14 protein-coding genes are annotated in these 22,495 nt (G+C 42.5%); 7 read left to right on the top strand and 7 right to left on the bottom strand.

Going from position 1 to position 22,495, the window contains the following annotated elements; genetic code table 11:
- Positions 1-87 precede the first annotated feature (87 nt).
- Both AC1XUE_RS08065 and AC1XUE_RS08060 read left to right on the top strand, forming a co-directional pair.
- Entirely contained in the window at positions 88-510 is a 423-nt protein-coding gene (locus AC1XUE_RS08065) for a VOC family protein (protein ID WP_483355424.1), read from the top strand.
- A gap of 181 nt (positions 511-691) precedes the next feature.
- Positions 692-1,852 carry an acyl-CoA dehydrogenase family protein gene (locus tag AC1XUE_RS08060; protein ID WP_483355423.1) on the top strand — a complete coding sequence of 387 codons (1,161 nt, stop codon included), beginning with the start codon at positions 692-694 and terminating at the stop codon, positions 1,850-1,852.
- Between the two features lie 96 nt (positions 1,853-1,948).
- On the opposite strand, the gene AC1XUE_RS08055 is transcribed toward AC1XUE_RS08060, so the two are convergent.
- From AC1XUE_RS08055 to AC1XUE_RS08045, 3 genes are all read right to left on the bottom strand, one after another.
- Complete coding sequence (locus AC1XUE_RS08055) at positions 1,949-2,893, bottom strand: sterol desaturase family protein (RefSeq protein WP_483355422.1); 945 nt, start codon at positions 2,891-2,893, stop codon at positions 1,949-1,951.
- 177 nt (positions 2,894-3,070) lie between these two features.
- A complete protein-coding gene (locus AC1XUE_RS08050) occupies positions 3,071-4,558 on the bottom strand; it encodes a helix-turn-helix domain-containing protein (RefSeq protein ID WP_483355421.1) in 1,488 nt (495 codons plus the stop codon).
- 168 nt (positions 4,559-4,726) lie between these two features.
- Positions 4,727-5,398 carry a porin family protein gene (locus AC1XUE_RS08045; protein ID WP_483355420.1) on the bottom strand — a complete coding sequence of 224 codons (672 nt, stop codon included), beginning with the start codon at positions 5,396-5,398 and terminating at the stop codon, positions 4,727-4,729.
- Positions 5,399-5,684: 286 nt separating this feature from the next.
- Here AC1XUE_RS08045 and leuS point away from each other — a divergent pair, with 286 nt between their 5' ends.
- From leuS to AC1XUE_RS08020, 5 genes are all read left to right on the top strand, one after another.
- A complete protein-coding gene (gene leuS, locus AC1XUE_RS08040; protein WP_483355419.1) occupies positions 5,685-8,549 on the top strand; it encodes a leucine--tRNA ligase in 2,865 nt (954 codons plus the stop codon).
- 430 nt (positions 8,550-8,979) lie between these two features.
- Positions 8,980-9,567, top strand: coding sequence for an RNA polymerase sigma factor (locus AC1XUE_RS08035; RefSeq protein ID WP_483355418.1), 588 nt, complete (start codon positions 8,980-8,982; stop codon positions 9,565-9,567).
- Between the two features lie 88 nt (positions 9,568-9,655).
- Positions 9,656-10,807 (top strand): FecR family protein, encoded by a 1,152-nt coding sequence (locus AC1XUE_RS08030; protein ID WP_483355417.1) that lies wholly within the window; start codon positions 9,656-9,658, stop codon positions 10,805-10,807.
- 100 nt (positions 10,808-10,907) lie between these two features.
- The gene (locus AC1XUE_RS08025; RefSeq protein ID WP_483355416.1) at positions 10,908-14,312 is read left to right on the top strand and encodes a SusC/RagA family TonB-linked outer membrane protein; all 3,405 of its coding nucleotides are present in this window, start codon (positions 10,908-10,910) and stop codon (positions 14,310-14,312) included.
- 3 nt (positions 14,313-14,315) lie between these two features.
- Positions 14,316-16,115, top strand: coding sequence for a RagB/SusD family nutrient uptake outer membrane protein (locus AC1XUE_RS08020; RefSeq protein ID WP_483355415.1), 1,800 nt, complete (start codon positions 14,316-14,318; stop codon positions 16,113-16,115).
- A gap of 76 nt (positions 16,116-16,191) precedes the next feature.
- Here the strand turns inward: AC1XUE_RS08020 and AC1XUE_RS08015 are convergent, their stop codons facing one another.
- The 4 genes from AC1XUE_RS08015 to AC1XUE_RS08000 form a co-directional block, all read right to left on the bottom strand.
- Positions 16,192-18,432 (bottom strand): M28 family metallopeptidase, encoded by a 2,241-nt coding sequence (locus AC1XUE_RS08015; RefSeq protein WP_483355414.1) that lies wholly within the window; start codon positions 18,430-18,432, stop codon positions 16,192-16,194.
- Between the two features lie 242 nt (positions 18,433-18,674).
- Positions 18,675-19,526, bottom strand: coding sequence for a sugar phosphate isomerase/epimerase family protein (locus AC1XUE_RS08010; RefSeq protein WP_483355413.1), 852 nt, complete (start codon positions 19,524-19,526; stop codon positions 18,675-18,677).
- Between the two features lie 132 nt (positions 19,527-19,658).
- Positions 19,659-21,035 carry a M16 family metallopeptidase gene (locus tag AC1XUE_RS08005; protein WP_483355412.1) on the bottom strand — a complete coding sequence of 459 codons (1,377 nt, stop codon included), beginning with the start codon at positions 21,033-21,035 and terminating at the stop codon, positions 19,659-19,661.
- A 50-nt stretch (positions 21,036-21,085) separates the two neighbouring features.
- Entirely contained in the window at positions 21,086-22,414 is a 1,329-nt protein-coding gene (locus AC1XUE_RS08000) for a M16 family metallopeptidase (protein ID WP_483355411.1), read from the bottom strand.
- Positions 22,415-22,495 lie beyond the last annotated feature (81 nt).

Raw genomic sequence — 22,495 nt, 5'->3', positions numbered from 1 at the left:
TTATTATTTTATGGTAGAATGAACTTTTAATACGGTAGTAAGCTGTTTTGATAGTGAGGGAATAGTACAATCGTAAAAAATAAGAATATGAAAGTCAACGGCATTTTAGAATCGGCGCTATATTTTGATGATTTAGATAAAGCAGTGCGGTTTTATAAAGATTTATTTGAATTTGAAACTTTGGTAGAAAGCGAAAGGCTTGTTGCATTGAATGTAGCTGGTAAACAAGTGCTTCTGTTATTTAAGAAGGAAAGCTCTATAAAACCCATTACACTTCCTGGTGGTGGGATAATTCCTTCGCACGATGGATCGGGCCCTGTTCACCTTGCTTTTTCAATCAATTCCGAGATGTACGACAATTGGAAAACCCTTTTGGCAGAGCGTAATGTAGAGATAGAAAGTATAGTCGAATTCAATAAGGGAAAAAGCATTTATTTTCGGGATACCGAAAGACATCTTATTGAGCTTGCAACTCCGGGAATCTGGAACGGGATAGAAGGAGTTGAGTAATTTGCACGGCATGAACATGGGCTTTTCTGCGGAATTAGCCTACGGGTTTGTATATTTTAGAGGGCTCGTATTCAGCTATTTCAAATTCTGATGTATATAAGAAATACTCTATTTCACGTGGTTACAATTTGTAAAATAACTGTTTTTCTCCAGTGTTATTGATAAATATCAAAATCAGCTTATGACCACCGACTTCCTTCAAATCTCCGACCTGCTCACCACGGAGCAACTACTCATCGCCCGGACTGTCCGGGACTTTACCGATAAGGAAATCAAGCCGATCATTGAGGATTTTGCGCAAAGGGCTGCATTTCCAGTTGATCTGGTGAAAAAGTTTGGTGAATTGGGTGTGTTTGGACCGGCGATTCCGCAGGAGTATGGTGGGGGAGGACTGGACTATATAAGTTACGGACTCATGTGTCAGGAGATTGAAAGAGGCGATTCCGGAATGCGCTCTACCGTTTCGGTACAGGGATCTTTGGTGATGTGGCCTATTTTTGCCTTCGGTTCAGAAGAACACAAACAAAAATATCTGCCCAGGCTTGCCAGTGGGGAGTTGCTGGGATGCTTCGGTCTTACGGAACCTGATTACGGCTCTAACCCGGCAGGAATGGTTTCCCGGCTTGTAAAAACGGAAGGAGGCTACTTGTTGTCTGGTTCCAAAATATGGATTTCAAATGCACCTTATGCTGATATTGCCATTGTATGGGCAAGAAATGAAGAAAACAGGGTACAGGGAATTATTGTAGAGAGGGGTATGAAAGGGTTTTCTACTCCGGAAATTCACGGTAAATGGTCGCTGCGTGCCAGTGCTACTGGTGAGCTTGTTTTTGACGAAGTCTTTATCCCGCAAGAAAACATTTTGCCTGGGGGTATTGGAATGAAAGCACCACTGGCGTGTCTGGATAAAGCAAGGTTCGGCATAGCCTGGGGTGCTTTGGGCGCTGCACTCGACTGCTATGAAACAGCGCTGAAGTATGCGAAGGAACGCATACAGTTTGATAAACCAATTGCCTCATTTCAACTAATCCAAAAGAAACTTGCAGAGATGCTGACAGAAATCACCAAGGCACAACTTCTTGCCTGGCGTTTGGGGATCTTAATGAATGAAGGAAGGGCAACTAATGCTCAAATCTCCATGGCAAAACGAAATAATGTAGCGATGGCACTGGACGTGGCAAGGGAAGCAAGGCAGATATTAGGTGCTATGGGTATATCAGGTGATTATCCAATTATGCGGCATATGAATAACCTTGAGTCTGTCATTACCTATGAGGGAACACATGATATTCACTTGCTGATATTGGGTGCCGAAATTACGGGAATACAAGCATTTAAATAGCTACTAGCTGTCGGATTTCAGGCCGGGGCTAAAAACCGAAATGATTAAATCAGAAGATTATGAATTCGATTGGCTAACTACTTAGGCTGTGGCCACCTATTCCTGAACTTCAATTGCAGACGGCTGGTTCTTGATTGCCGACTGCTGATGGCTGATTGCCGAAAGTTCCTTTTGCAATTCCTTACTCGTCTGCCTGGATCCGTCATGAGACCAGCCTGGCGCCTTTACAGCATATTTTATTTTGGTAATGAGGTCGGTAGCCTGAGCGAAGTCGTTTCCAATTGCTTTCCATTCATGGAAAATAGTATGTCTCAAATTGGTCTGATCCAAATTGGTGGTAAGGCCATAGCGGGTTGGAATATGCTGTATTTCTTTCTGAAAAGTGCCAAAAAGTCTATCCCAGATAATCAGGCACATGCCCATGTTTTTATCCAAGTATTCAACATTGCTCGCATGATGGACTCTGTGATGAGAAGGTGTAACGAGAATGTATTCCAAAAAGCCCAGTTTGCCTACATGTTCAGTATGTACAATGATTCCGTAGATCTGTGTGATAGAGTACATAATTACGATATCTGCAGGATTGAAACCAATCAAAACCAGGGGAATAAAGTAAACGAATCGGTAAAGAGGCTGAAATACCGATGACCGGAAGCCGGTGGTTAAATTGAAATGTTCAGAAGAATGATGTGTTACATGTACAGCCCAGAAAATTCGGCAATGATGATCCACGTAATGCAAGGTATAAAATGCCAGATCTTCCAGAAGGAAAAGTGCCGTCCAATAAATGTAGGGATTCGCAATAGGCTCAACGATACGAAAGTTGAAAAGCCAGATCAGCAGGCTCACATATACAACACGAAAAACAAGGTCAATGCCACCGTTTAATAGCATAAGCGCAGCATTCATAAGGGTGTCTTTGATGGTATAGTTTTTCCTTTCCGAACGATTGGTCAGGAAAATTTCAAGTGCGATGAGGATGATGTAAAAAGGCGTTGAAATCTTTAGAATGAAATCCTCAAATTCATAGGTGCCCGACATAGGATTATTAGAATTTTGGACAAAGATAAAAAGGAAGGAAGCCGTTTGATTTACAATAAGAACTTTTAAGGAATTTTTAATCGGTCATTCTTGATTCTGAAAGGTTGGTTATTTGTCAAAATAACGACAATCAACTATTTGTAAACCCCTATGCCAGGATGATATTTATTAATCTGGTTATCTGATCATCTTTTTGAGTGCTTTCCGAAGTGCCTCATTTTTGTATTTTTTCTGTAAAATGATTGGTGCAGCAATCCGTTCACGGCAGTCAAACAAGGAACATCTTTCGCAAGTCTGATTCACCGTGCGCGACGGTATTGCAGGGTCATTGAGAAAGCGGATTTTTTCGCGTGTGGCTTCATCCAGATACATCCCCATCGAAACACTTACATTGAGGTTATGGGTGGTAGTCACTGGTTGAGCAAAACTGATCACCAAATAATCGTCATTGGAATCCAGGTAAGTTGACTTTTGCGCTTTGCAAAGTACAGTGGATGCGTCTTTATCTTTATGTTCTCCCAATTCATTCAGAATTGTAAGTGCAACCCAACGGCGACAATAATGTTCGTCGCGGACCGTATGCGGATAATGCTTACGTGAAATGTGCATTTCCTTGGTCATATCGAACAAATTCTGCCCTGCAAAATTATTAAAGCGTGAGAAGAAAATCTGATTGATGCCGAAATAACGTGGAAGCACATTGCTTACTCTATAGAAGAATGACTCAGGAGTAGTATTAAACTCAGAAACCATATTCACCAGTTTTTCAGGCTGCCATGTAGGTGATTCAAAGAATGCAGCCAGTTTTGGGACCAATAAGCTCCTTTTGATAATGATGGCGCTGGCAAAATAGGAGGCTTTGAAATTATTGAGCAGTTGCTCAAATGTTTCAGCTTCTACCAAAGCTGTCGTATGCAGACGGTTTTTCAAGTTGAGATAGTGGTAGCCAATCTCTCTTCCGTAAATAAACAAACGCTGAACTGAACTTAGATTGTGATTAAGCAATAGTCGATTGCCTTGCGCATTGGGTATAGTGAGCGACCGCACTGTACTAAATTCGGGATAGCTTTTTTCATTGATATATTCAATCGAATAGCTGTAACGGTTTCTGAGAATGTTTTCAAGAAAAGCTTCGCGAATCAACTCTTCTTCGGGCATCTCCAATTCTTTTAGAAACTGCTCTGCTTCCAGTTCAATGTCTTCAAAATAATTGTCATGCATTTCTTGATAGGTCCGCAATGCTGAGAAGTAGAATTTCTCAATAGACATATTATAATTTCGGGCAATTTCGATGAGCGTGCCCACGAATGCACTGATTTTGGCAGGTGCGTCGGAAAGAATTTCAAGCAGATTGGCCGGGTCTATTCCGAAGAGCTCAAGAGGTAATTCGGTAAGAACGTTAGAGCTCAGAAGTTCAGAAATGGGTTCCAGCCTTTTGCTGAGTTTAAGAGATACGAGGGTATCATACTCCACATTCATAGCTGATGCTAAGGCCAGAATCTTATCCGACTTGGGATATTTTTTTCCTTTTTCTATCTCGTTGATATAAGATACCGACAGCCCTGACTTTTGGGACAATTCGCTGAGTGATAGTCCTTTGTCAAGTCGTAGTTGTTTGATTTTTAGTCCAAAAACCAGTTTTACGTTATCGGTATTTATAGCCACAAAAAATTATCAAATTTAAGTTGAGATATACACTTATTAAAATTCCATACCTGGCAAGTTATATAAATCTGTACAAACACCGAAATTTGAGCTAGGACGTATTTTTATAAACAATAAAGGCGAAATGGAAATCATCCACCTCGCCTTTGCTGTTGAATTTAACTATTTCTAAAAAATCGCTAGTCCTAGTGTAGCCTGGAAAAGATTACCCTTTTTTCCAAACTGAGATGCCGTAGTTGCATTGTCGAAATTCACTTTTACAACATCTGTAAAGTTTCCTTCATAACGCACGTCAAGACTTAATCTACCAAAGTCAAGTCCTACACCTGCCTGGTAACCAAATGCCAGACGGTTATTAATTTCAGCACCGGAATTGTTTCCCGTAACATCATCAAACGAATCTCTGATTTTACCATTGTTCGACATACGTAACGAAGCCATAGGGCCAACATTGATACGCAAAAGCTTAGCAATTCTTACACCAAAAAGTACCGGTACATCCAGGTTGGAAAACCTTACATCCACCTTCCCATCAGAGTTTTGAAGGCCATCTTTGTATACATTGAATCTTCCTCCTTTTTGAGACAAAAGAAATTCCGGCTGAATATACACATTACGACCAAATCGGAAAAATACCCCTCCTACAAAGCCTAGTGAACGATTGTCATTGTCTTTGAAATTGAATGCATCACCACCATTCCCCAGTGAAAGATCATTGCTGCCGTTAATATTGGATAGGTTAGCACCTGCTTTAATACCAAAACGGAATCCCGGATCATATTGGGCCGACGCTGAATGGGCAATGATCAGAGCACAAATAGCAAACAGTAATTTTTTCATAGCATGTTTAATTGAATTGGTTTTTAGTTTTTTGATTACTCAACACGTCTATTGCAAAAGGCGTGCCTGCATGATGGGCAGACAGGATAATTGTAGAATGATAAACGCTGGGCCGGATCAAAAGTCTTTTCATCTATTGTGGTGTATTACAGTACTGAATACAATCAAATCAACTATTTTTGCGGGCAATTTCACGCAGAGCTGAATTTCTCTGTTTAGTAAGTTTGGTGTGTAACTATTTGTATTTTAATACATTAAAATATTTTCGTTAATTAAAAGTAGTATCATGAGCGAGTATAGTCATAAGGACATCGAGAAAAAATGGCAGGATTTTTGGGAGAACAATGGTGTTTATCATGTTGAAAACAATTCCACGCTTCCCAAATATTACGTCCTGGATATGTTCCCGTATCCTTCCGGTGCAGGGCTACACGTTGGGCATCCGCTGGGTTATATTGCTTCGGATATCTACTCGCGATACAAAAGGCTGAAAGGATTTAACGTTTTGCATCCGATGGGATTCGATAGCTTCGGACTGCCGGCAGAGCAATATGCGATTCAAACAGGGCAGCATCCTGCCATCACGACTGAACAAAACATTACGCGGTATATTGAGCAGTTGAAAAATCTGGGTTTAAGTTATGACTGGAGCCGCGAAGTACGTACTTCGGATCCGTCATATTACAAATGGACGCAATGGATTTTCATGGAGCTTTTCAACAGCTGGTATAACAATAACAGTCAACAAGCTGAATCCATTGAGACTCTGACTTCGCAATTTGCTTCAGAAGGAAATCAGAACGTAAATGCTGCATGCGACGAAGATATAGCTCTATTCACGGCAGAGGAGTGGAATAGCTGGACTGAAGAGGAACAGTACAAAATGACATTAAAGTATCGCCTCACCTATGTAGCCGATGCTACGGTTAACTGGTGTCCGGCTCTGGGCTCGGTACTTTCAAATGACGAAGTAAAAGACGGAGTATCTGAAAGAGGTGGTTTTCCGGTTATACAAAAGCTGATGCGTCAGTGGATGATGCGGATCACAGCCTATTCACAGCGGCTTTTGGACGGTCTGGACCAGGTAGAATGGACAGATTCATTAAAGGAGCAGCAGCGTAACTGGATCGGAAGATCCGTTGGGGCGTTGGTGAAGTTTGCGTTAGAAGGCAAAGGGCAGGGGGCAGAGGGAGAAGGGCATGGTGAATCCCATTCACCACGCCCCTTGCCCTCCACCCATATAGAGGTGTTCACGACACGTGTTGATACGATCTATGGTGTAACCTTTATGGTGATTGCACCGGAGCATGAGTTGGTGGATGTGATCACAACACCGGAGCAGCGTTCAGAGATTGATGCCTACATTGACATGACTAAAAAACGTTCGGAACGTGATAGAATGTCGGATGTGAAGACGGTTTCAGGTGCATTTACAGGTGCTTATGTGGTGAATCCCCTGAATGGAGAAAAAGTGCCAGTATACATTGCAGATTACGTTTTGGCGGGATACGGTACGGGAGCTGTGATGGCTGTTCCTTCAGGTGATCAGCGTGACTGGAATTTTGCAACGCATTTTGGATTACCTATTATTCCGATTCTGGATGCGCAGAAAGATACAGATGTTCAGGCTGATGCAACCAAAGAAGGGAAATACATCAATTCTGGTATCATCAACGGAATGACTTTCCATGAAGCCAACAAAGTGTTGATCCAATGGGTGGAAGAAAAAGGTGTTGGTAAAGGAAAAATCAATTATCGTTTGAGAGATGCCGTTTTTGGCCGTCAGCGATATTGGGGAGAGCCGGTTCCTGTTTATTATAAAAATGACAACAATGGACAGGCTTTGCCATACTTGTTGCAAGAAAGCGAATTGCCACTGAACTTACCGGAAGTCGATAAATATTTACCAACGGAAAGTGGAGAACCGCCACTAGGAAGAGCAGAAGGCTGGGCGCATGGAAGTGGAAATCAATATGAGTTGAGCACCATGCCGGGTTGGGCAGGTAGCAGCTGGTACTGGTACCGCTACATGGATCCTAAAAATGATGGTGATTTTGCATCCAAAGAGGCGATAGCGTATTGGAAAGACGTGGATTTATACATCGGCGGAACGGAACATGCAACAGGTCACTTGCTGTACAGCCGTTTTTGGAACAAATTTCTGAAAGACCGTGGTTTTGTACCGGAAGAAGAGCCTTTCAAAAAGCTCATCAACCAGGGCATGATTCAAGGACGTAGTAATTTCGTTTACCGTGTCAAGAGCGATAATTACAGTAAGCCTGTATTTGTAAGTGCTGGTCTGAAAGGTGAATACGATGTAACAGCACTTCATGTGGATGTGAATATTGTTGAGAATGACGTTCTTGACGTTGAAAAGTTCAAAGCGAGCCGTAATGATATTGCTGGTGAACATGCTGAATTTATATTGGAAGATGGCAAGTATGTGTGCGGCTGGGAAGTGGAGAAGATGTCAAAATCAAAATTCAATGTGGTCAATCCTGACGATATTGTAACCCGGTACGGTGCCGATACTTTGCGACTTTATGAAATGTTCCTCGGGCCATTAGAGCAGGCGAAGCCTTGGAATACCAATGGTATAGACGGAACCTACCGTTTCATCCGTAAATTCTGGCGTTTGTTCTACAATGATTTGGGACAGTGGGTAGTGAAGGACGTTCCTGCCAAACCGGAAGAGCTGAAAACGCTGCACAAAACCATTAAAAAGATTGAAGAAGATATTGAGAATTTTTCTTTTAATACAGCGGTAAGTGCATTCATGGTGTGTGTGAACGAACTAAGCAGTGCAAAATGCGCCAGTAAGGATGTGTTGCAGGAACTGGTCATTCTGCTTTCGCCGTATGCCCCACATATAGCGGAAGAACTTTGGTTCGCATTGGGCAATGAACAGGGCATGGTTTCGAAAGCATCATTCCCGAAATTCAATCCTCAGCATATTGTTGAAGACACTTTTGAATATCCTGTTCAGATCAATGGAAAAGTAAGAATTTCTCTGCCGTTTCCTTTGGATACCCCGGCTGCGGAAATTGAAAAAGAAGTACTGGCCAATGAAGTAGTGCAAAAATGGATGGAAGGCAAAACACCTAAAAAGGTGATTGTTGTACCAAAAAGGATTGTGAACGTAGTGCTTTAATAGATTAGCATCAGTAAAAAAGAGGATCGTCGGTGTGAGCCAGCGATCCTCTTTTATTTGGACATATTTGGATGGGTTATAATTAATAAAAAATGTCCGGAGGCGTTAGCTTTCCGGACATTTCTGGCTAATAGTGTGTTGATGATAGTGTGAACCTTAAGAGTAAGTTTGCTGATGAAGTGATTAAGAATGTTATAATGTGTGTATTTTGTGTAATCTATAGACACGGAAAGGGCTGGTTGGTCACATAATCGCGGTAAAAAAATAGTAAAGATCCTGAATTAGGGTGTTTGTATTCTGTATATGTCTGATAGAGAGAGGAAAATGATATATGTTCGTGTAGGTATCATGAGTTGAATATGAATTGTTATAGATTAGCATCATTTTTGAAGCATCTGAACCTATAACCGCTGAACTACCATTGCAACTGATGGTCCTAAACGAATCTGACATCGAACTGTGGGAGCTGTTTGCCTCCGGGAGCCAGGCTGCATTCAGCAGGCTTTACGACAGATATGCGGATATGTTATATGCATTTGGCCTTCGTTATACATCAGATAAGGGAACGGTTAAGGATTGTATTCACGATCTTTTTATTGACCTTCATCATTACAGAGATGGTCTGGCCAGGGAAGTGAATGTACGTTATTACCTCCTGAAAAGCTTCAAAAGAAAACTTCACACTGCGAGCAAGAAGGCGGCCATTTTCAGCCTGAATGAGTGGGATTTGGATGATAAGGTGGTATCCGGCTTTTCGTTCAGTGCTGAGCAGGAGATTATCAGTGATGAAAGACAGCGCGAAATGCTGCAAACCCTTGCTCAGGAAATCAATAAACTTCCTGAAAGACAAAAAGAGATCCTCTATTTGAAATTCACGCATAATCTGGATTACGAAGAAATCGCTTCCATGATGCAAATTTCGGTGCCTACTTGCAGAACTTTTGTATATCGTGCCATCAAGGAACTTCGTGGTAAGCTGGAAGTCAGTGCTATCTTGCTGATTTTGTGGGCATGTTAGAGTTGATATCTTCTTTTTATTAAAAAAAATCATTTTAGAAGTCTATATTTTGTCATCTTCCTTCTCTTTCAGGAAAACATAGTTTCTAATGAAAGACGAAGATCACGACAGACTGCCCAAAGATGGAGATAATCCGGATCAACCAGGTCCTGATAGTAAAACCCTCCATAATGCCAGACTCTTTTTTCAATCTCTACCTCAGGAAAAATTAACGGTTGCTGAAAAAGATCAACTCTGGAATCGTATTGTCGGATATGTTCACATTGAAGACGATTCCAGTGAAAGACGCTCCGTCAGGACAATTTTCTGGTATCGGATTGCCGCAGTCTTGACTATTTTTCTCTCTGTAGGAATAGGTTACAGCGTGTTGAAATATACTGCTGCTAATCGCATGAAGCAGGCTGCCGATATAGCTTCTGTTGAATCTTCAGAGACAAAACTCATGCTGGCAGATTCCCGAACGATCAATTTAAAGGGTGAAAATTCTGATGTTGTCTATCAGCATGAAGTGATCAGAATTGACTCATCCAAGGTTGAGAAAAATGTGAGTCCGGCTCAGAAGTATGGTCTGAATACATTGGTTGTGCCTTACGGTAAAAGATCAACCATAACATTGACCGACGGTACAAAAATCTGGCTGAATTCAGGTACCAGACTTGTTTATCCATCCGAATTTGAAAAAGGCAAAAGGGAAGTATATCTCGACGGCCAGGCTTACTTTTCCGTGGCCCATGATATCACACGACCCTTTTATGTTCAGACCAGTAGCATGGATATCAAAGTATTGGGAACTGAATTTGATGTAAGCGCTTATGGAGATGATAAAAAGATATCTGCTGTATTGACAAAAGGAAGTATAGAACTACTTACTGCTAAAGATTCATTCTGGGGAGGTAAAAAAAGCAGAATGTTACCTGGTACCCGCGCGGTATATGATGGAGTATCCAAACGCGCAAAAATTGGTGAGGTGGATGTAGACCAATATATCTCCTGGAAAGACGGATACCTGGTAGCCAATCGCGAACCCTTGTATGAAGTTTTCAAAAAGCTCTCCCGGTACTACAATTACGACATGGTCCTCAGTGACAAGGAACTCGGAATAGAAACATTTTCTGGCTCACTGGATCTCCAGGACGATATAGACCAAACGGTAGTCAGCCTGGCAAATGCTACATCATTACAATACCACAAATCGGAAAGGAGGTTCATATTCGAGAAGAAAGATACAGCATCTGAATAAAAAAACACGGAAGACGCGGCAACGTCTTCCGTTAGAGTACACTTGCCGGCAAGCAAGTGATTTTTAAACAATTGTGTTCAACAAAAGTCCATTCAAATTTATGAAAAAATTTGACCACTCAGGGTATTGCCCTTTGGGAGAATTCCACCCACAAAAATTAATCAGGATTATGAAATTGACAGTGGTGCTGTTATGTATAGGGATGATGGGCGTACATGCCACCGGATATTCCCAGAAGGGAAGAATGAGCGTTAGAATTAAGAACGGCAATTTAACTACACTTTTTAACCAGATTCGCGAAAACACCGATTACAGAATTTTTTACAAAGATAACCTGCTCGATAAAGCTGCTGGACTGAAAGTAAATCTGGACCTGGAAAATGTAAAAGTTACCCGTGCTCTGGACGAAGCATTACAAGGAAGTCGGCTCGATTACAAAATCAATGGCAGGCAGATCGCCATCGTGGAAAGAGAACAGGAAAAGCAGAATAACCGAATCGTACCGGAGAAAGCAGTCCTTGTAGAGCATAAAAATATCCTGCTCGCAGAAGTTACGGGCGTGGTGAAGGATCAAAAAGGAGTGGCATTACCAGGGGCAACTGTAACAATCAAAGGGTCGACGAAAGGAACGACGACAGATGCAAATGGTATATTTAAGCTCAATGCTGAAAAAGGTGAAGTGCTTGTGTTTTCATTCATTGGCTATTTAGGTAAAGAGGAGATTGTAGGAGAAAAAACCAGCTATGAAATAGAATTGGCTGAGGACGCGGCAGGTTTGGAGGAATTGGTCATTGTAGGTTTTGGTACACAAAGGAAAATCACTACGATCGGGGCACAGTCGACCATCTCTGTTGCAGACCTTAAGCAACCGGTACGGAATCTTACCACAGTACTTGCAGGTCGGATTTCAGGTGTTATTTCTGTACAACGAAGCGGAGAGCCCGGTTATGACAATGCATCCCTTTGGGTTCGCGGAGTATCTACGTTTACCGGAACAAGTCCGCTAGTATTGGTGGATGGTGTACAGCGCGATTTTGCGAACATCAATCCGGAGGATATCGAGAGTTTTTCAATACTTAAGGATGCGTCAGCAACCGCTGTATATGGAGTGAGAGGGGCCAATGGGGTCATTCTCATTAACACCAAAAGAGGAAAAGCCGGTCCACCACAAATTAATGTAGGTTTGAGTCAGGGAGTTACTTCCTTTACCAGATTGCCTAAGTTTGTAGATGGTGCTACATACATGGAAATGGTGAATGAGGCGAAGTCTACAAGAGGGAATCCTGTATCTTATTCGCAGGAAGCGATTGATAAAACCAGAAGTGGGGAGGATCCATATTTGTATCCCAATGTCAACTGGTTTGATGAAATTTTTAATAAGTATGGAAAGAACAGCCGGGTCAATTTCAACATTACAGGCGGCTCTGAGAATGCGGATTACTACATATCAACGTCTTATTTCAGCGAAGCAGGTTTGTTTAAAACAGATGGATTGGCCAATTACAATTCTGCTATAAAAACGGACAGGTATAATTTCACTTCCAATGTAAACCTGAATCTGACCAAAACTACAAAGCTAAGCCTGGGTATACAGGGGTATATCATGAACGGCAATTTTCCCGGAACCGGTACCAATGATATCTTCGGATCGGCTATGCAGGCTCCGCCCGTGATTTATCCCGTCAAATATCCGGATGGGAAAATTGCAGGTCTTCAGGCGGGTTCTTCCGTTCAAAATCCTTATGATCAGCTCACGCAATCTGGATACGTGTCTGAGTGGCGCAACCAGCTTTTGTCGAATATCCGGGTTAATCAGGATCTGGGGTTCTGGCTGAAAGGACTAAGCTTTACATCCATGTTTTCGTTCGATGCTTATAATCAACACACTTTAAGGAGAACCAAAACTTCGGATAACTGGCTGGCAACAGGAAGAAATGAAGCGGGAGACCTGGTATACAATCAAACAAGAATCGGGAGTGAATATCTGGGGTATTCCAGAACCAATAGCGGTGATCGGCAATTTTATACGGAAAGTGCTCTTAATTATAACAGAAACTGGGAAAAACACGGATTGGGTTTGATGTTACTTTACAATCAAACGGACAAGGTGCCGGGTTTTGCGGATGATTTTATTCTCTCACTTCCGTTCCGTAACAGAGGTGTGGCTGGTCGGGGTACGTATTCTTTTGCGGATCGTTATTTGATGGAATTCAATTTTGGTTATAACGGGTCTGAGAATTTTGAGCCATCCAGACGATATGGTTTTTTTCCATCCATAGGTTTGGGGTGGGTCGCTTCCGAGGAAAAATTCTTTAAACCACTCGCCAATGCATTTCAACTGTTGAAGTTCAGATTCTCTCACGGTCAGTCGGGTAACAGTAACATCGACCCTAATAACAGCAGACGGTTTGGTTTTATCTCTACGGTGAATAATAACAGTTCCTATACATTTGGTAAATCCTATGATGATAAGCTGGATGGCCTTGATATCGCTGAATATGCAGCAAGTGTGAGCTGGGAGGTTTCAACCAAGACAAACCTCGGGCTTGACCTGCGTATGCTGAATAATGGCTTGTATGTACAACTGGATTATTTTAAAGAACACAGAGACGGTATATTTCTTCGCAGGTCATCATTGCCGGCGACATTGGGTTTGAGAAATAATCCGTACGGGAATTTGGGGATTACAGAAAACAAAGGTCTGGACGGGACAATTGAATACAACAAGCGGATCGGTAAGTTGGATTTAGGACTGCGGGGTACTTTTACATACGCAAAAAACAAAGTAATACAGGATGATTTGCCGCCGTGGAAATATCCATGGCTGGAAAGAAAAGGGCAGAAGATAGGACAACGCTTTGGCCTTATCGCAGACGGACTGTTTGAATCAGAAGAGGAAATTAAGGCGCATGCTACACAGGTAGGCAAGGTATTGCCAGGAGATGTGAAGTTCAGGGACATCAACGGCGATGGGAAGATTGATGCTTTTGATGAGATGCCTATCGGCTTTGGTTCAATTCCTGAAATTGTATACGGATTCGGATTGACGCTGGGATACAAAAACTTTTCCCTTGCTACCTTCTTTCAGGGGATAGGTAATGTTGATATTTTATTGGGAGGAGAAGGGTTTGTTCCCTTTCAGCAAGGGGGGAACCGTGGTAATCTCTTATCGCAGATCACCGACAGATGGACTCCCGAAAATCCAAATCAGGATGCCTTTTATCCACGTCTCACTTTTGGAGATGAAAATATGAACTACAGAACGAGCTCTCGTTGGGTACAAAATGGCCGTTATCTTAGATTGAAAAATCTTGAATTGGCTTACAAGTTTCCATCTAACTGGTTTAAAGCGATTGGTGTGAAGAGTTCGCGAATTTATCTGCTTGGGTATAACGTGATGACGTTCAGTAGATTTAAGTTATGGGATGTCGAATTAGGCGATGGGCGGGGAGCAGCCTATCCCAACCTCACCAGCTACAACGTGGGTATTGATTTCAATTTCTGACCAATGAAACAATCATTAATGATGAAAAAAGTAATATTTACTTTCTTGCTTATTGCAAGCCTATCTTCATGCAGTGAAGATTTTCTTAATCAGGTTCCCGACGACAGGCTCACGATAGATCAGGTTTTTCAGCGTCGTACTGAAACAGAACGTTATCTGTATGGAGCATATTCCTACGTAAGGGATGAGGCAAATCAGTGGGAAGCGAATCCATGGACGGGTATGTCTGACGAAGCAGATATGACTTGGGCTAGAAATGGTTTCAATACCTATTTTGCAAATATTGGTAGTTGGGACGCTACTTCTAATTTCTTCAATTTCTGGACTCATTATTATCAGGGAATTCGTACGGCAACTTATTTTATGCAACGGGTGGGAGAAAATGCCGAGATTTTAAGGTTGCCGGAAGGAAAGCAGCTCATTACGCAATATACCGCTGAAGCCAGAGCGTTGAGGGCGTATTACTATTTTTGCCTGCTTCGTCAATATGGTCCGGTGGTGATCCTGCCCGGAGATGAGGTGATCCCTCCTGACCAACCCCTGCAAGACTTGCAGATTGCAAGAAGTTCTTTCGATGAATGTGTCAGCTACATTGTTTCCGAGTTGGACAAAGCTGGAAACGATCTGCCTGAATGGTATGGACAGGATCGGGAGTATGGCAGAATGACCAAAGCATTTACAAGTGCGGTTAAAGCCAGATTGCTTCTATACGCTGCGAGTCCTTTGTACAATGGCAACACCGAGCTGGCCGGCATGAGCAATGCTGATGGCAAAAAGTTGATCAGTCAGCAGTATGATGCCACAAAATGGAAACAAGCGGCTGATGCCTCTAAAGCAATTATAGACTTGAATCGATTTTCGCTATTTAAGCAGAATAATTCAGCAGGCGTCTTTGATCCTTATTTGTCTTGTCAAAATATACTACTCACACCATGGAACAGCGAAATCATATTTGCAAGAGTTGATAACAATCTGCAAGATTGGGAACGCCACGCTGCTCCGCGTTTTGGAGGCGGATGGAGCGGTATTGGAGTGACACAAAATCAGGTGGACGCCTATCACATGGCAAATGGTAAAAATATCAAGGAAGCTGGCTCAGGATACGTAGAAGAAGGATTTTCCACTGCTGATGATAAATACACCAAAGCGGGTACATACAATATGTGGACTAAGCGTGAACCGCGGTTTTATGTTTCGGTGGTTTATAATGGAAGTCAGTGGATGAACACTTCAGACGGTGTTAAAACTGTCGAGTTATTTAATACCGGCAATACCGGCAAAGCAGGGTCTTATGATCATTCGGCTACGGGTTATCTGGTTAGGAAAAATGTAGATCCGAATTCTAATCCACGTATCAACCGTTATTCCCGTCGTCCGTTGGTTATGTTCAGATTGGGAGAGTTCTATCTCAATTATGCGGAAGCGCTGAATGAAATTGAGCCAACTAATCCTGATATTTTGAAGTATGTCAATCTGATCAGGGAAAGAGCGGGTATTCCGGGCCTGGCTGCCGGACTGACGCAGGCACAAATGAGAGAAGAAATCCGCAATGAACGTCAGGTGGAGCTTGCATTTGAATACCAAAGGTACTTTGATACCCGTCGCTGGAAAATCGCAGAACAGACTGACGCAGGACCATTTTATGGCATGAATGTAGACGGAGGAAAAAGTGTGAACGATCCGGAATTCTATCAGCGGAAGGTTTTTGAAACACGTGTTTTCAAGAAAGCCTATTACTTTTTTCCAATGCCGCAATCAGAGATTGACAGAAATAAAAATCTGATCCAGAACCCTGGCTGGTAACTACTCTTAAAAGAATCCCCAATGACTCGATAAGCCGGACATTGGGGATTCTTTTTCAAAATGAAACAAAGATTTTCTATTTCAAAAGTGCTGTAGCTTTATCAATTTCAGCTGTAAAGGCTTTGAGATTTTCGCTTACACGTTTGATCCCTTCTTCAGCTTCTGCCCAGTTACGTTGTTCTATTGCTTCGCGAATCATAGGCAAAGTTTTTACACCATATCCTGTATAAAAACCCGGTGCATAAATCTGATGTTTGTACCATGGTCTTCGTGGCAGACCTTGCTGATTAATCAGTTGTCTTTCCGTTTTGAAAAGGATTTCATTCAGTTTTGCAAGCTTATCTGCCGGCAACTTGTCTGCGTTAGATAGTGATTTAGAATAAGCAGTAGCACTTTTTTCTAAAGCGGTTAATGCATTTTCCAAAGGAGCAAAATTCATAAATGGAGCTACATCCAATAGGAGCGGTTTCACGAATGGTTCCTTTGGATCGGCAACTGCCTCAAAACGTTTCTCTCCCAGCAATTTATTGTGATCTGTCGCTTTGCTACGTACATTTTCAAGTTCTTTTTTGACTTCAGTAGCGTACATGTTGACAGTATTTGAAAAGTTGTCAAAGTCAAACGGAAGTACGTCTGCATTGGCAAACCGGATAATGGCCCGGCCGGCAGTTTGTGCTAAAGCTTTTCCATACAAGAAATCGCCGTCTTTGAAGCGAACATAATTATCATAAGAATCATAAATGGTATGGTAATCGCCACCAATGTCTTCCCCACCAAAACCAAGGTTCAGAGACGCAATCCCAAGGTGTTGTATAAATGGCGTATAGTCAGAACCGGAACCTAGCGCGCCAATCCGCAAATCGCTGCGGGTACGCGCTTCTGCTTTTGCCGTAGGACTGCCGTTCATAATTGTTCTGGAACGTAGTCTGTCAATGATACTCGTTCCTTTTTCAGGGTCAGTCACATCTCTGCCTACCTGATTAATAAACTTTTCCAGCGTATGCGATCCGCCTGCTCCAAGATACCCGCGACCATTTCCATCTGTATTGACATACACAACCGTTTTGGCTGACAGGTCATTCTTATACTTTTCGACCCACTCTGTTGAACCCAGCAACCCTGGTTCTTCACCATCCCACCAGCAATAAACAATGGTACGTTTTGGTTTCCATCCTGTTTTAAGCAATTCACCTATTGCCCGTGCTTCTTCCATTTCGGCTACGGCTCCACTCACAGGATCGCTCGCTCCGAATACCCAGGCATCGTGGTGGTTGCCACGTACTACCCACTGGTCGGGGAATTCGCTTCCTTTGATCGTTGCAATGACATTGTAAGCAGGCACAATATCGAAGTTGAATTCAAGCTTCAGGTGTACTTTTGCGGGCCCCGGGCCGATATGGTAAGTAATCGGTAGCGCACCCCGCCAGCTCGCGGGAGCAACCTGTCCGCCCAGTGCTTTCAAAAGCGGCAATGCATCCCCGTAAGAAATAGGCAGTACCGGAATTTTCATCATACTTGGCGCCTCTTCAACAGAGAGCCGTTTATTCTCTGCACTGGCTACGAATCCATTGGTGAGCGGATCGCCGGGAGCTAGCGGAAGATCTACCACCGAACCTCTTTGCGCACCGGTTTCATTTTTGAAAGGTCCTTTCGGGTATACATCGCCCTGGAAAAATCCGTCTTCCTTTGGATCAGAATAAATAATACAGCCAATCGCGCCTTTTTCATAGGCCACTTTCGGTTTGATACCGCGCCATGAATTTCCGTATTTGGCAATCACAATTTTGCCTTTTACATCAATGCCTAATTTAGCAAGTTCCTCGTAGTCTTCCGGGATTCCATAATTTACAAAAACAAGTTCAGCAGTGACGTCGCCATTCGCAGAAAACGCATGGTAGGGAGGGAGAACATCTTTTGTTTGTCCGGAAGTAGCATCTTCTTTAACAGCCTTTTCATTCAATAATGCCTTGAATTTAGTTGGCTCGGTTAGTTCCAGAATCCTTACTTTGGGTGTGGGAAACAGCACTTGTACCGTGTCCAGATGCGCTTCGAATCCCCAGGAGGTGAGTTTGTCACGAATGAACAGGGCATTGTCCAATCCGTACGCGGATCCCAGCTGATGGGGCCGGGCAGTCATACGTTTCATCCAATCTTTCAGATTGCTGGTTTGGATCTGTTTGTCAAAAGCCGTTTCGAGTTCAAGCTGTTTTTTTGCCGATTCAGAACCAAATCCCATAATGGACTGAGCATCTGAGGTATTAAAGAGAACGGTTGACACAAGGAGTGCACCGATCGTTTTTCGATAAATTCTTTTCATAAATGGGAGTGAAGATTGAGAACGTATATTATTCGACTTCCCTAAAATAATCATATTCAAAAGTGAAAAAGCACCGACATTGTAAATTCATATAAATCATTGCTTTAATGACAAGTGAATTGTTAAAGGTTGTATGTCAGATGTTTGTGGTACGTTTTCCGTAAGTGTATGACAATAAAAAAGCAGAATCTTCTGAATACATGTGATCCGGAAATTCTGCTTTTTCATTGAGAAAATATCAACTATTCTTTCAAACTTTTGATGTATTTGATAGTGACAGGAATCTGTTTGAGATAGGAGGGACTTTCGTCTTCAATAAAGTAGTGCTCAACTCCTGCTTTCTTCGCAGCTTTCAATACAGCAGGAATATTGATTGAACCTGTACCAAGAGCGACGTCATTCGTAGTTGGAGTGTTACCTGTCAGATCTCCTTTCACGCCTTTCTTCAGATCTTTCAGGTGCATCAGTTTCCAGCGTTTACCATATTTGTTCAAAAGCGCTGCCGGATCCTGCCCCGGAAATGCGGTCCAGAGAATATCCATTTCGAAGGATACATATTCGGGATTTGTATTTTTGACAATGTAGTCAAACAAGGTTCCGTCCTGATAAGGAACGAATTCGTAACCGTGATTGTGGTACGTCAATGTGATGCCGTTTTCCTTTAATGTTTTTCCGGCGCGATTGAAATCAGCTACAGCTTTCTTTGCATTTTCCAGCGTGAAACCACTTTTATCGTGAGGAATCCAGGCAACCATCACGTATTTGGCTCCCAGTATCTTCGCATTTTTAATGGTTTGTTCAGCACTTTTAGCCAATTCATTATAATCTGCTCCGATGGAAACCATTTTGATTCCTCTTTTATCAAGCTGGCGACGGAGCTCTGCCGTTTCCATTCCTTTGATCGGGCCGCCTTCCATTTCGGTAACACCCAGGGATTTAATCGTATCGAGTGTAGCTTCGATACCCTTCGGCCAGCTGCCCCGGAAGGTGTAAGCCTGCAGCCCGATAGGTTTGGTGTAAAGTGGTTTTTGTGCAAAGGCAGCGCTGCTGAGTAAGGCACTCATCAGCATCAGACACAGCTTTTTTCCTTTCATTGTTCAGGTATGAGTTAAAGGTTAAGATCTTGCTGAAAAAAGAAAGAGAATTCGAAACCTACTGTTTTATAAAAAAGAAACCCGGAAGTCAGTTGCCTGTTCTTCCGGGTTGGTATCTATCAGAAAGCGATTTTAAAAACCTTCTGCTTTGATCTGTTTTTCCGTGATCTCTCCATATTTCTTCACCTGATCCTTGATTTCACTTGCTTTCCCTACCAATACGAACTGCAGTTTATCTTTTGGGAAATAGGTACCAATGATTTCTTTTGCCTGAGCAGTTGTGAGTCCATCTACTTTGGATTGGAAGGTATTGATATAATTTTCGTCAAAATTGAAAACGAACATATCTGTCAGCAAACGGGCCAAGGCACCGGCAGACTCATAGTCAGGAGGGAAATCTCCTTTTACATAGGCTTTTGCCGATGCGAGTGTGGTTTCATCTATTCCCGCTGTATGCAAACTGTCAAGCACGTTTAACGCCATATCTATGGCTGGTACCGTGGTTGCGTTTTTTGTAAAAGTGCTGATTGCGAATGTTCCTGCATATTTGTAACGGGCAAAACGGCTGTTGGCTCCGTAGGTCAAGCCTGAATTTACACGAAGCGCATCATTTAGCCATGATGTGAAACGTCCGCCGAGGATTGTGTTCACCACAATGACAGGCACATAGTCGGGGGAATTATAATCTACGCCCTTTCCACCGATAAGGAACGTGGTTTCACGGGCGTCATCCTTGTTAACAAGTAATACCCTGCTTTTATCAAATTCCAGATCCGGCGCTACACGTTTTACCATTCTGGCATCCGCTGTTTTCCAGTTACCAAAAAGCGCTGTGATCCGCTTTTTCATATCGGCAGTCTTAAAATCTCCTACAACAGCAATCGCACCTTTTCCGGTCGTGTAATTGCTTTTGTAAAATGCAGTCGCATCTTCGGCTGAGATTTTCTCAACTGTCGATTTGATACCTCCACCTGGTGTGGCATAAGGGAAGTTCTTAAAAACAAGGGCATTAAAATAATTGCCTATTACAGATCGCGGACTTTCCTTTTGCTGATCCAGTTCAAGCAATGTTCTTTCTTTGTGTTTGTTGAACTCCGTGGCATCAAACGTCGGGAATAATAATACCTGCTGAATGATATCGAAAAGTTTGTCCTGGTCTTTCACCGCAAATGAGGATACAAGACCTGCGTTGTCTTTCGAAGCATAGGTAGATAAGTTTGCTCCTACAAAGTCCGTCATTTCTTCAATCTGAGACTTTGTATATTTTTTCGTGCCGAATAACAATCCGTCGGCGGTCAGGGACGCCATTCCGTAGCGGTCACTGTCCTGAATAGAGCCGGCATCGAAAACGGCAGAAACATTAATAAGCGGAACTTCATGCTGTTCCATCAAATATACAGTAAGTCCGTTCTTGAGCTTAAATTTTTCGTATTTAGGTACTTTGAAATTATTCTGTGCCATGGCAAACAGCGGCATGATGGCAAACAGTATAGCGCATATTTTTTTCATTGATATCAATTTTTATCAGCAGCGAATGCTGTCAGTTTCAGATTTGAACTTTATTTCGAAGAACTTTTTTCAGGAAGCAGATAACCCACTGTTCTGTTTCTTTCTGTGAAATATTTTCCTGCAACCCGTTTGATGTCCTCTGTTGTTACTTTTTCATAAAGTTTCGGCGCTTCAAACATCTTCTTATAATCACCGAAGAACACATCGTATGTTCCCATGCTGTTGGCTTTTCCATTGATGGTTTCCAATGATCTGTAAAATTCCATCAGTTTTTGATTTTTCACCTTTTGTAGTTCATTGTCAGAAACACCTTCTTTTAAGATCAGGTCTATCTGAGCCAGCAATGCTTTTTCAAGGTCTTGTGCGGTTACTCCCTTGCCGGCAATCGCATATATGTTAAAGATGTTCGGATCGAAACCTTCGCCCAGAAAAGAGAATGCACGCGATGCAATCGTAGTGTCCATCACCAGCGATTTGATCAGCCGGGAAGAGTTACCTGAGGTAAGCAAACTGCTGAACAAATCCAGAGCATAATAATCTTCATGGCCAGTTTGAGGCGTGTGGTAGGCAAGCAAAACGTTTGGAGTGGTAATGTCTTTATAGGCATTCACTCTTCTTTCTCCGTTTTGCTGAGGTTCGATCGTACGGATTTTAGGAGGTAATCCACGTGCAGGGATTGGAGCCATATACTGATCGGCCAGTTTGCGTACCTGATCTGCCTGTATATCACCTACAATCACCACGGTCGCATTATTAGGCGAATAATAGGTTTTGAAGTAATTCTCCAGGTCTTCCTGAGTCCAGCTTTTGATGTCAGATTCAAATCCTATCACCGGAAACATATACGGGTGCTCTTGAAATGCCACTGACTGTACGAGCTCACCAAGCATGCGATAGTTGCTGTTTTCAAGTCCCGTACTTCTTTCAGACAGCACTACACCTCTTTCACTTTCCACCATTTTGGGATCTATACTGAGTGATGCGATACGATCAGATTCCAGTTTAAAAATCGTTTCCAGCGCATCCTTCTGAAACCAGTCAGTATATACAGTAACGTTCTCAGTCGTATAAGCATTATTGGAGCCACCATTTGCTTCCATAACCCTGTCGAATTGCTTGGGTCCGTAGTTCTTTGAACCATTAAACATCATGTGCTCAAAGAAGTGGGAAAGCCCGGTGATGCCATGTACTTCATTTCTTGACCCCACCTTCCAGAACAGGTACATATTGGCAGTGGGAATGGAATGGTCTTCCAATACAAGGAATTTCATTCCATTTGCAAGCGTAAAGGTCTTAACGTCATCCGGTTTTGTTTGTGCGTGAGCGGTGCTCAGTCCCGCAATGATTGCCGCGACAAGCAGTAGTTTTTTAAGCCTCATCGAAATGGGTTTTATTGAATGAATATGTAATGTAGGCGAAAGATAACAAACGGTCTTTGAAAATAAATTGCAGCCTCGGAA

The organism is Dyadobacter sp. HNCC25DJ187, from assembly GCF_056895255.1.
The sequence above is the reverse complement of the archived record's forward strand: the minus strand, read 5'-3'. Positions and strand labels throughout refer to the sequence as shown.

Excerpts from the sequence above, each read along its gene's own strand:
- AC1XUE_RS08065 (WP_483355424.1), top strand. The coding sequence starts at position 88 with ATGAAAGTCAACGGCATTTTAGAATCGGCGCTATATTTTGATGATTTA.
- AC1XUE_RS08060 (WP_483355423.1), top strand. The coding sequence starts at position 692 with ATGACCACCGACTTCCTTCAAATCTCCGACCTGCTCACCACGGAGCAA.
- AC1XUE_RS08055 (WP_483355422.1), bottom strand. The coding sequence starts at position 2,893 with ATGTCGGGCACCTATGAATTTGAGGATTTCATTCTAAAGATTTCAACG.
- AC1XUE_RS08045 (WP_483355420.1), bottom strand. The coding sequence starts at position 5,398 with ATGAAAAAATTACTGTTTGCTATTTGTGCTCTGATCATTGCCCATTCA.
- leuS (WP_483355419.1), top strand. The coding sequence starts at position 5,685 with ATGAGCGAGTATAGTCATAAGGACATCGAGAAAAAATGGCAGGATTTT.
- AC1XUE_RS08035 (WP_483355418.1), top strand. The coding sequence starts at position 8,980 with ATGGTCCTAAACGAATCTGACATCGAACTGTGGGAGCTGTTTGCCTCC.
- AC1XUE_RS08030 (WP_483355417.1), top strand. The coding sequence starts at position 9,656 with ATGAAAGACGAAGATCACGACAGACTGCCCAAAGATGGAGATAATCCG.
- AC1XUE_RS08025 (WP_483355416.1), top strand. The coding sequence starts at position 10,908 with ATGAAAAAATTTGACCACTCAGGGTATTGCCCTTTGGGAGAATTCCAC.
- AC1XUE_RS08020 (WP_483355415.1), top strand. The coding sequence starts at position 14,316 with ATGAAACAATCATTAATGATGAAAAAAGTAATATTTACTTTCTTGCTT.
- AC1XUE_RS08015 (WP_483355414.1), bottom strand. The coding sequence starts at position 18,432 with ATGAAAAGAATTTATCGAAAAACGATCGGTGCACTCCTTGTGTCAACC.
- AC1XUE_RS08010 (WP_483355413.1), bottom strand. The coding sequence starts at position 19,526 with ATGAAAGGAAAAAAGCTGTGTCTGATGCTGATGAGTGCCTTACTCAGC.
- AC1XUE_RS08005 (WP_483355412.1), bottom strand. The coding sequence starts at position 21,035 with ATGAAAAAAATATGCGCTATACTGTTTGCCATCATGCCGCTGTTTGCC.
- AC1XUE_RS08000 (WP_483355411.1), bottom strand. The coding sequence starts at position 22,414 with ATGAGGCTTAAAAAACTACTGCTTGTCGCGGCAATCATTGCGGGACTG.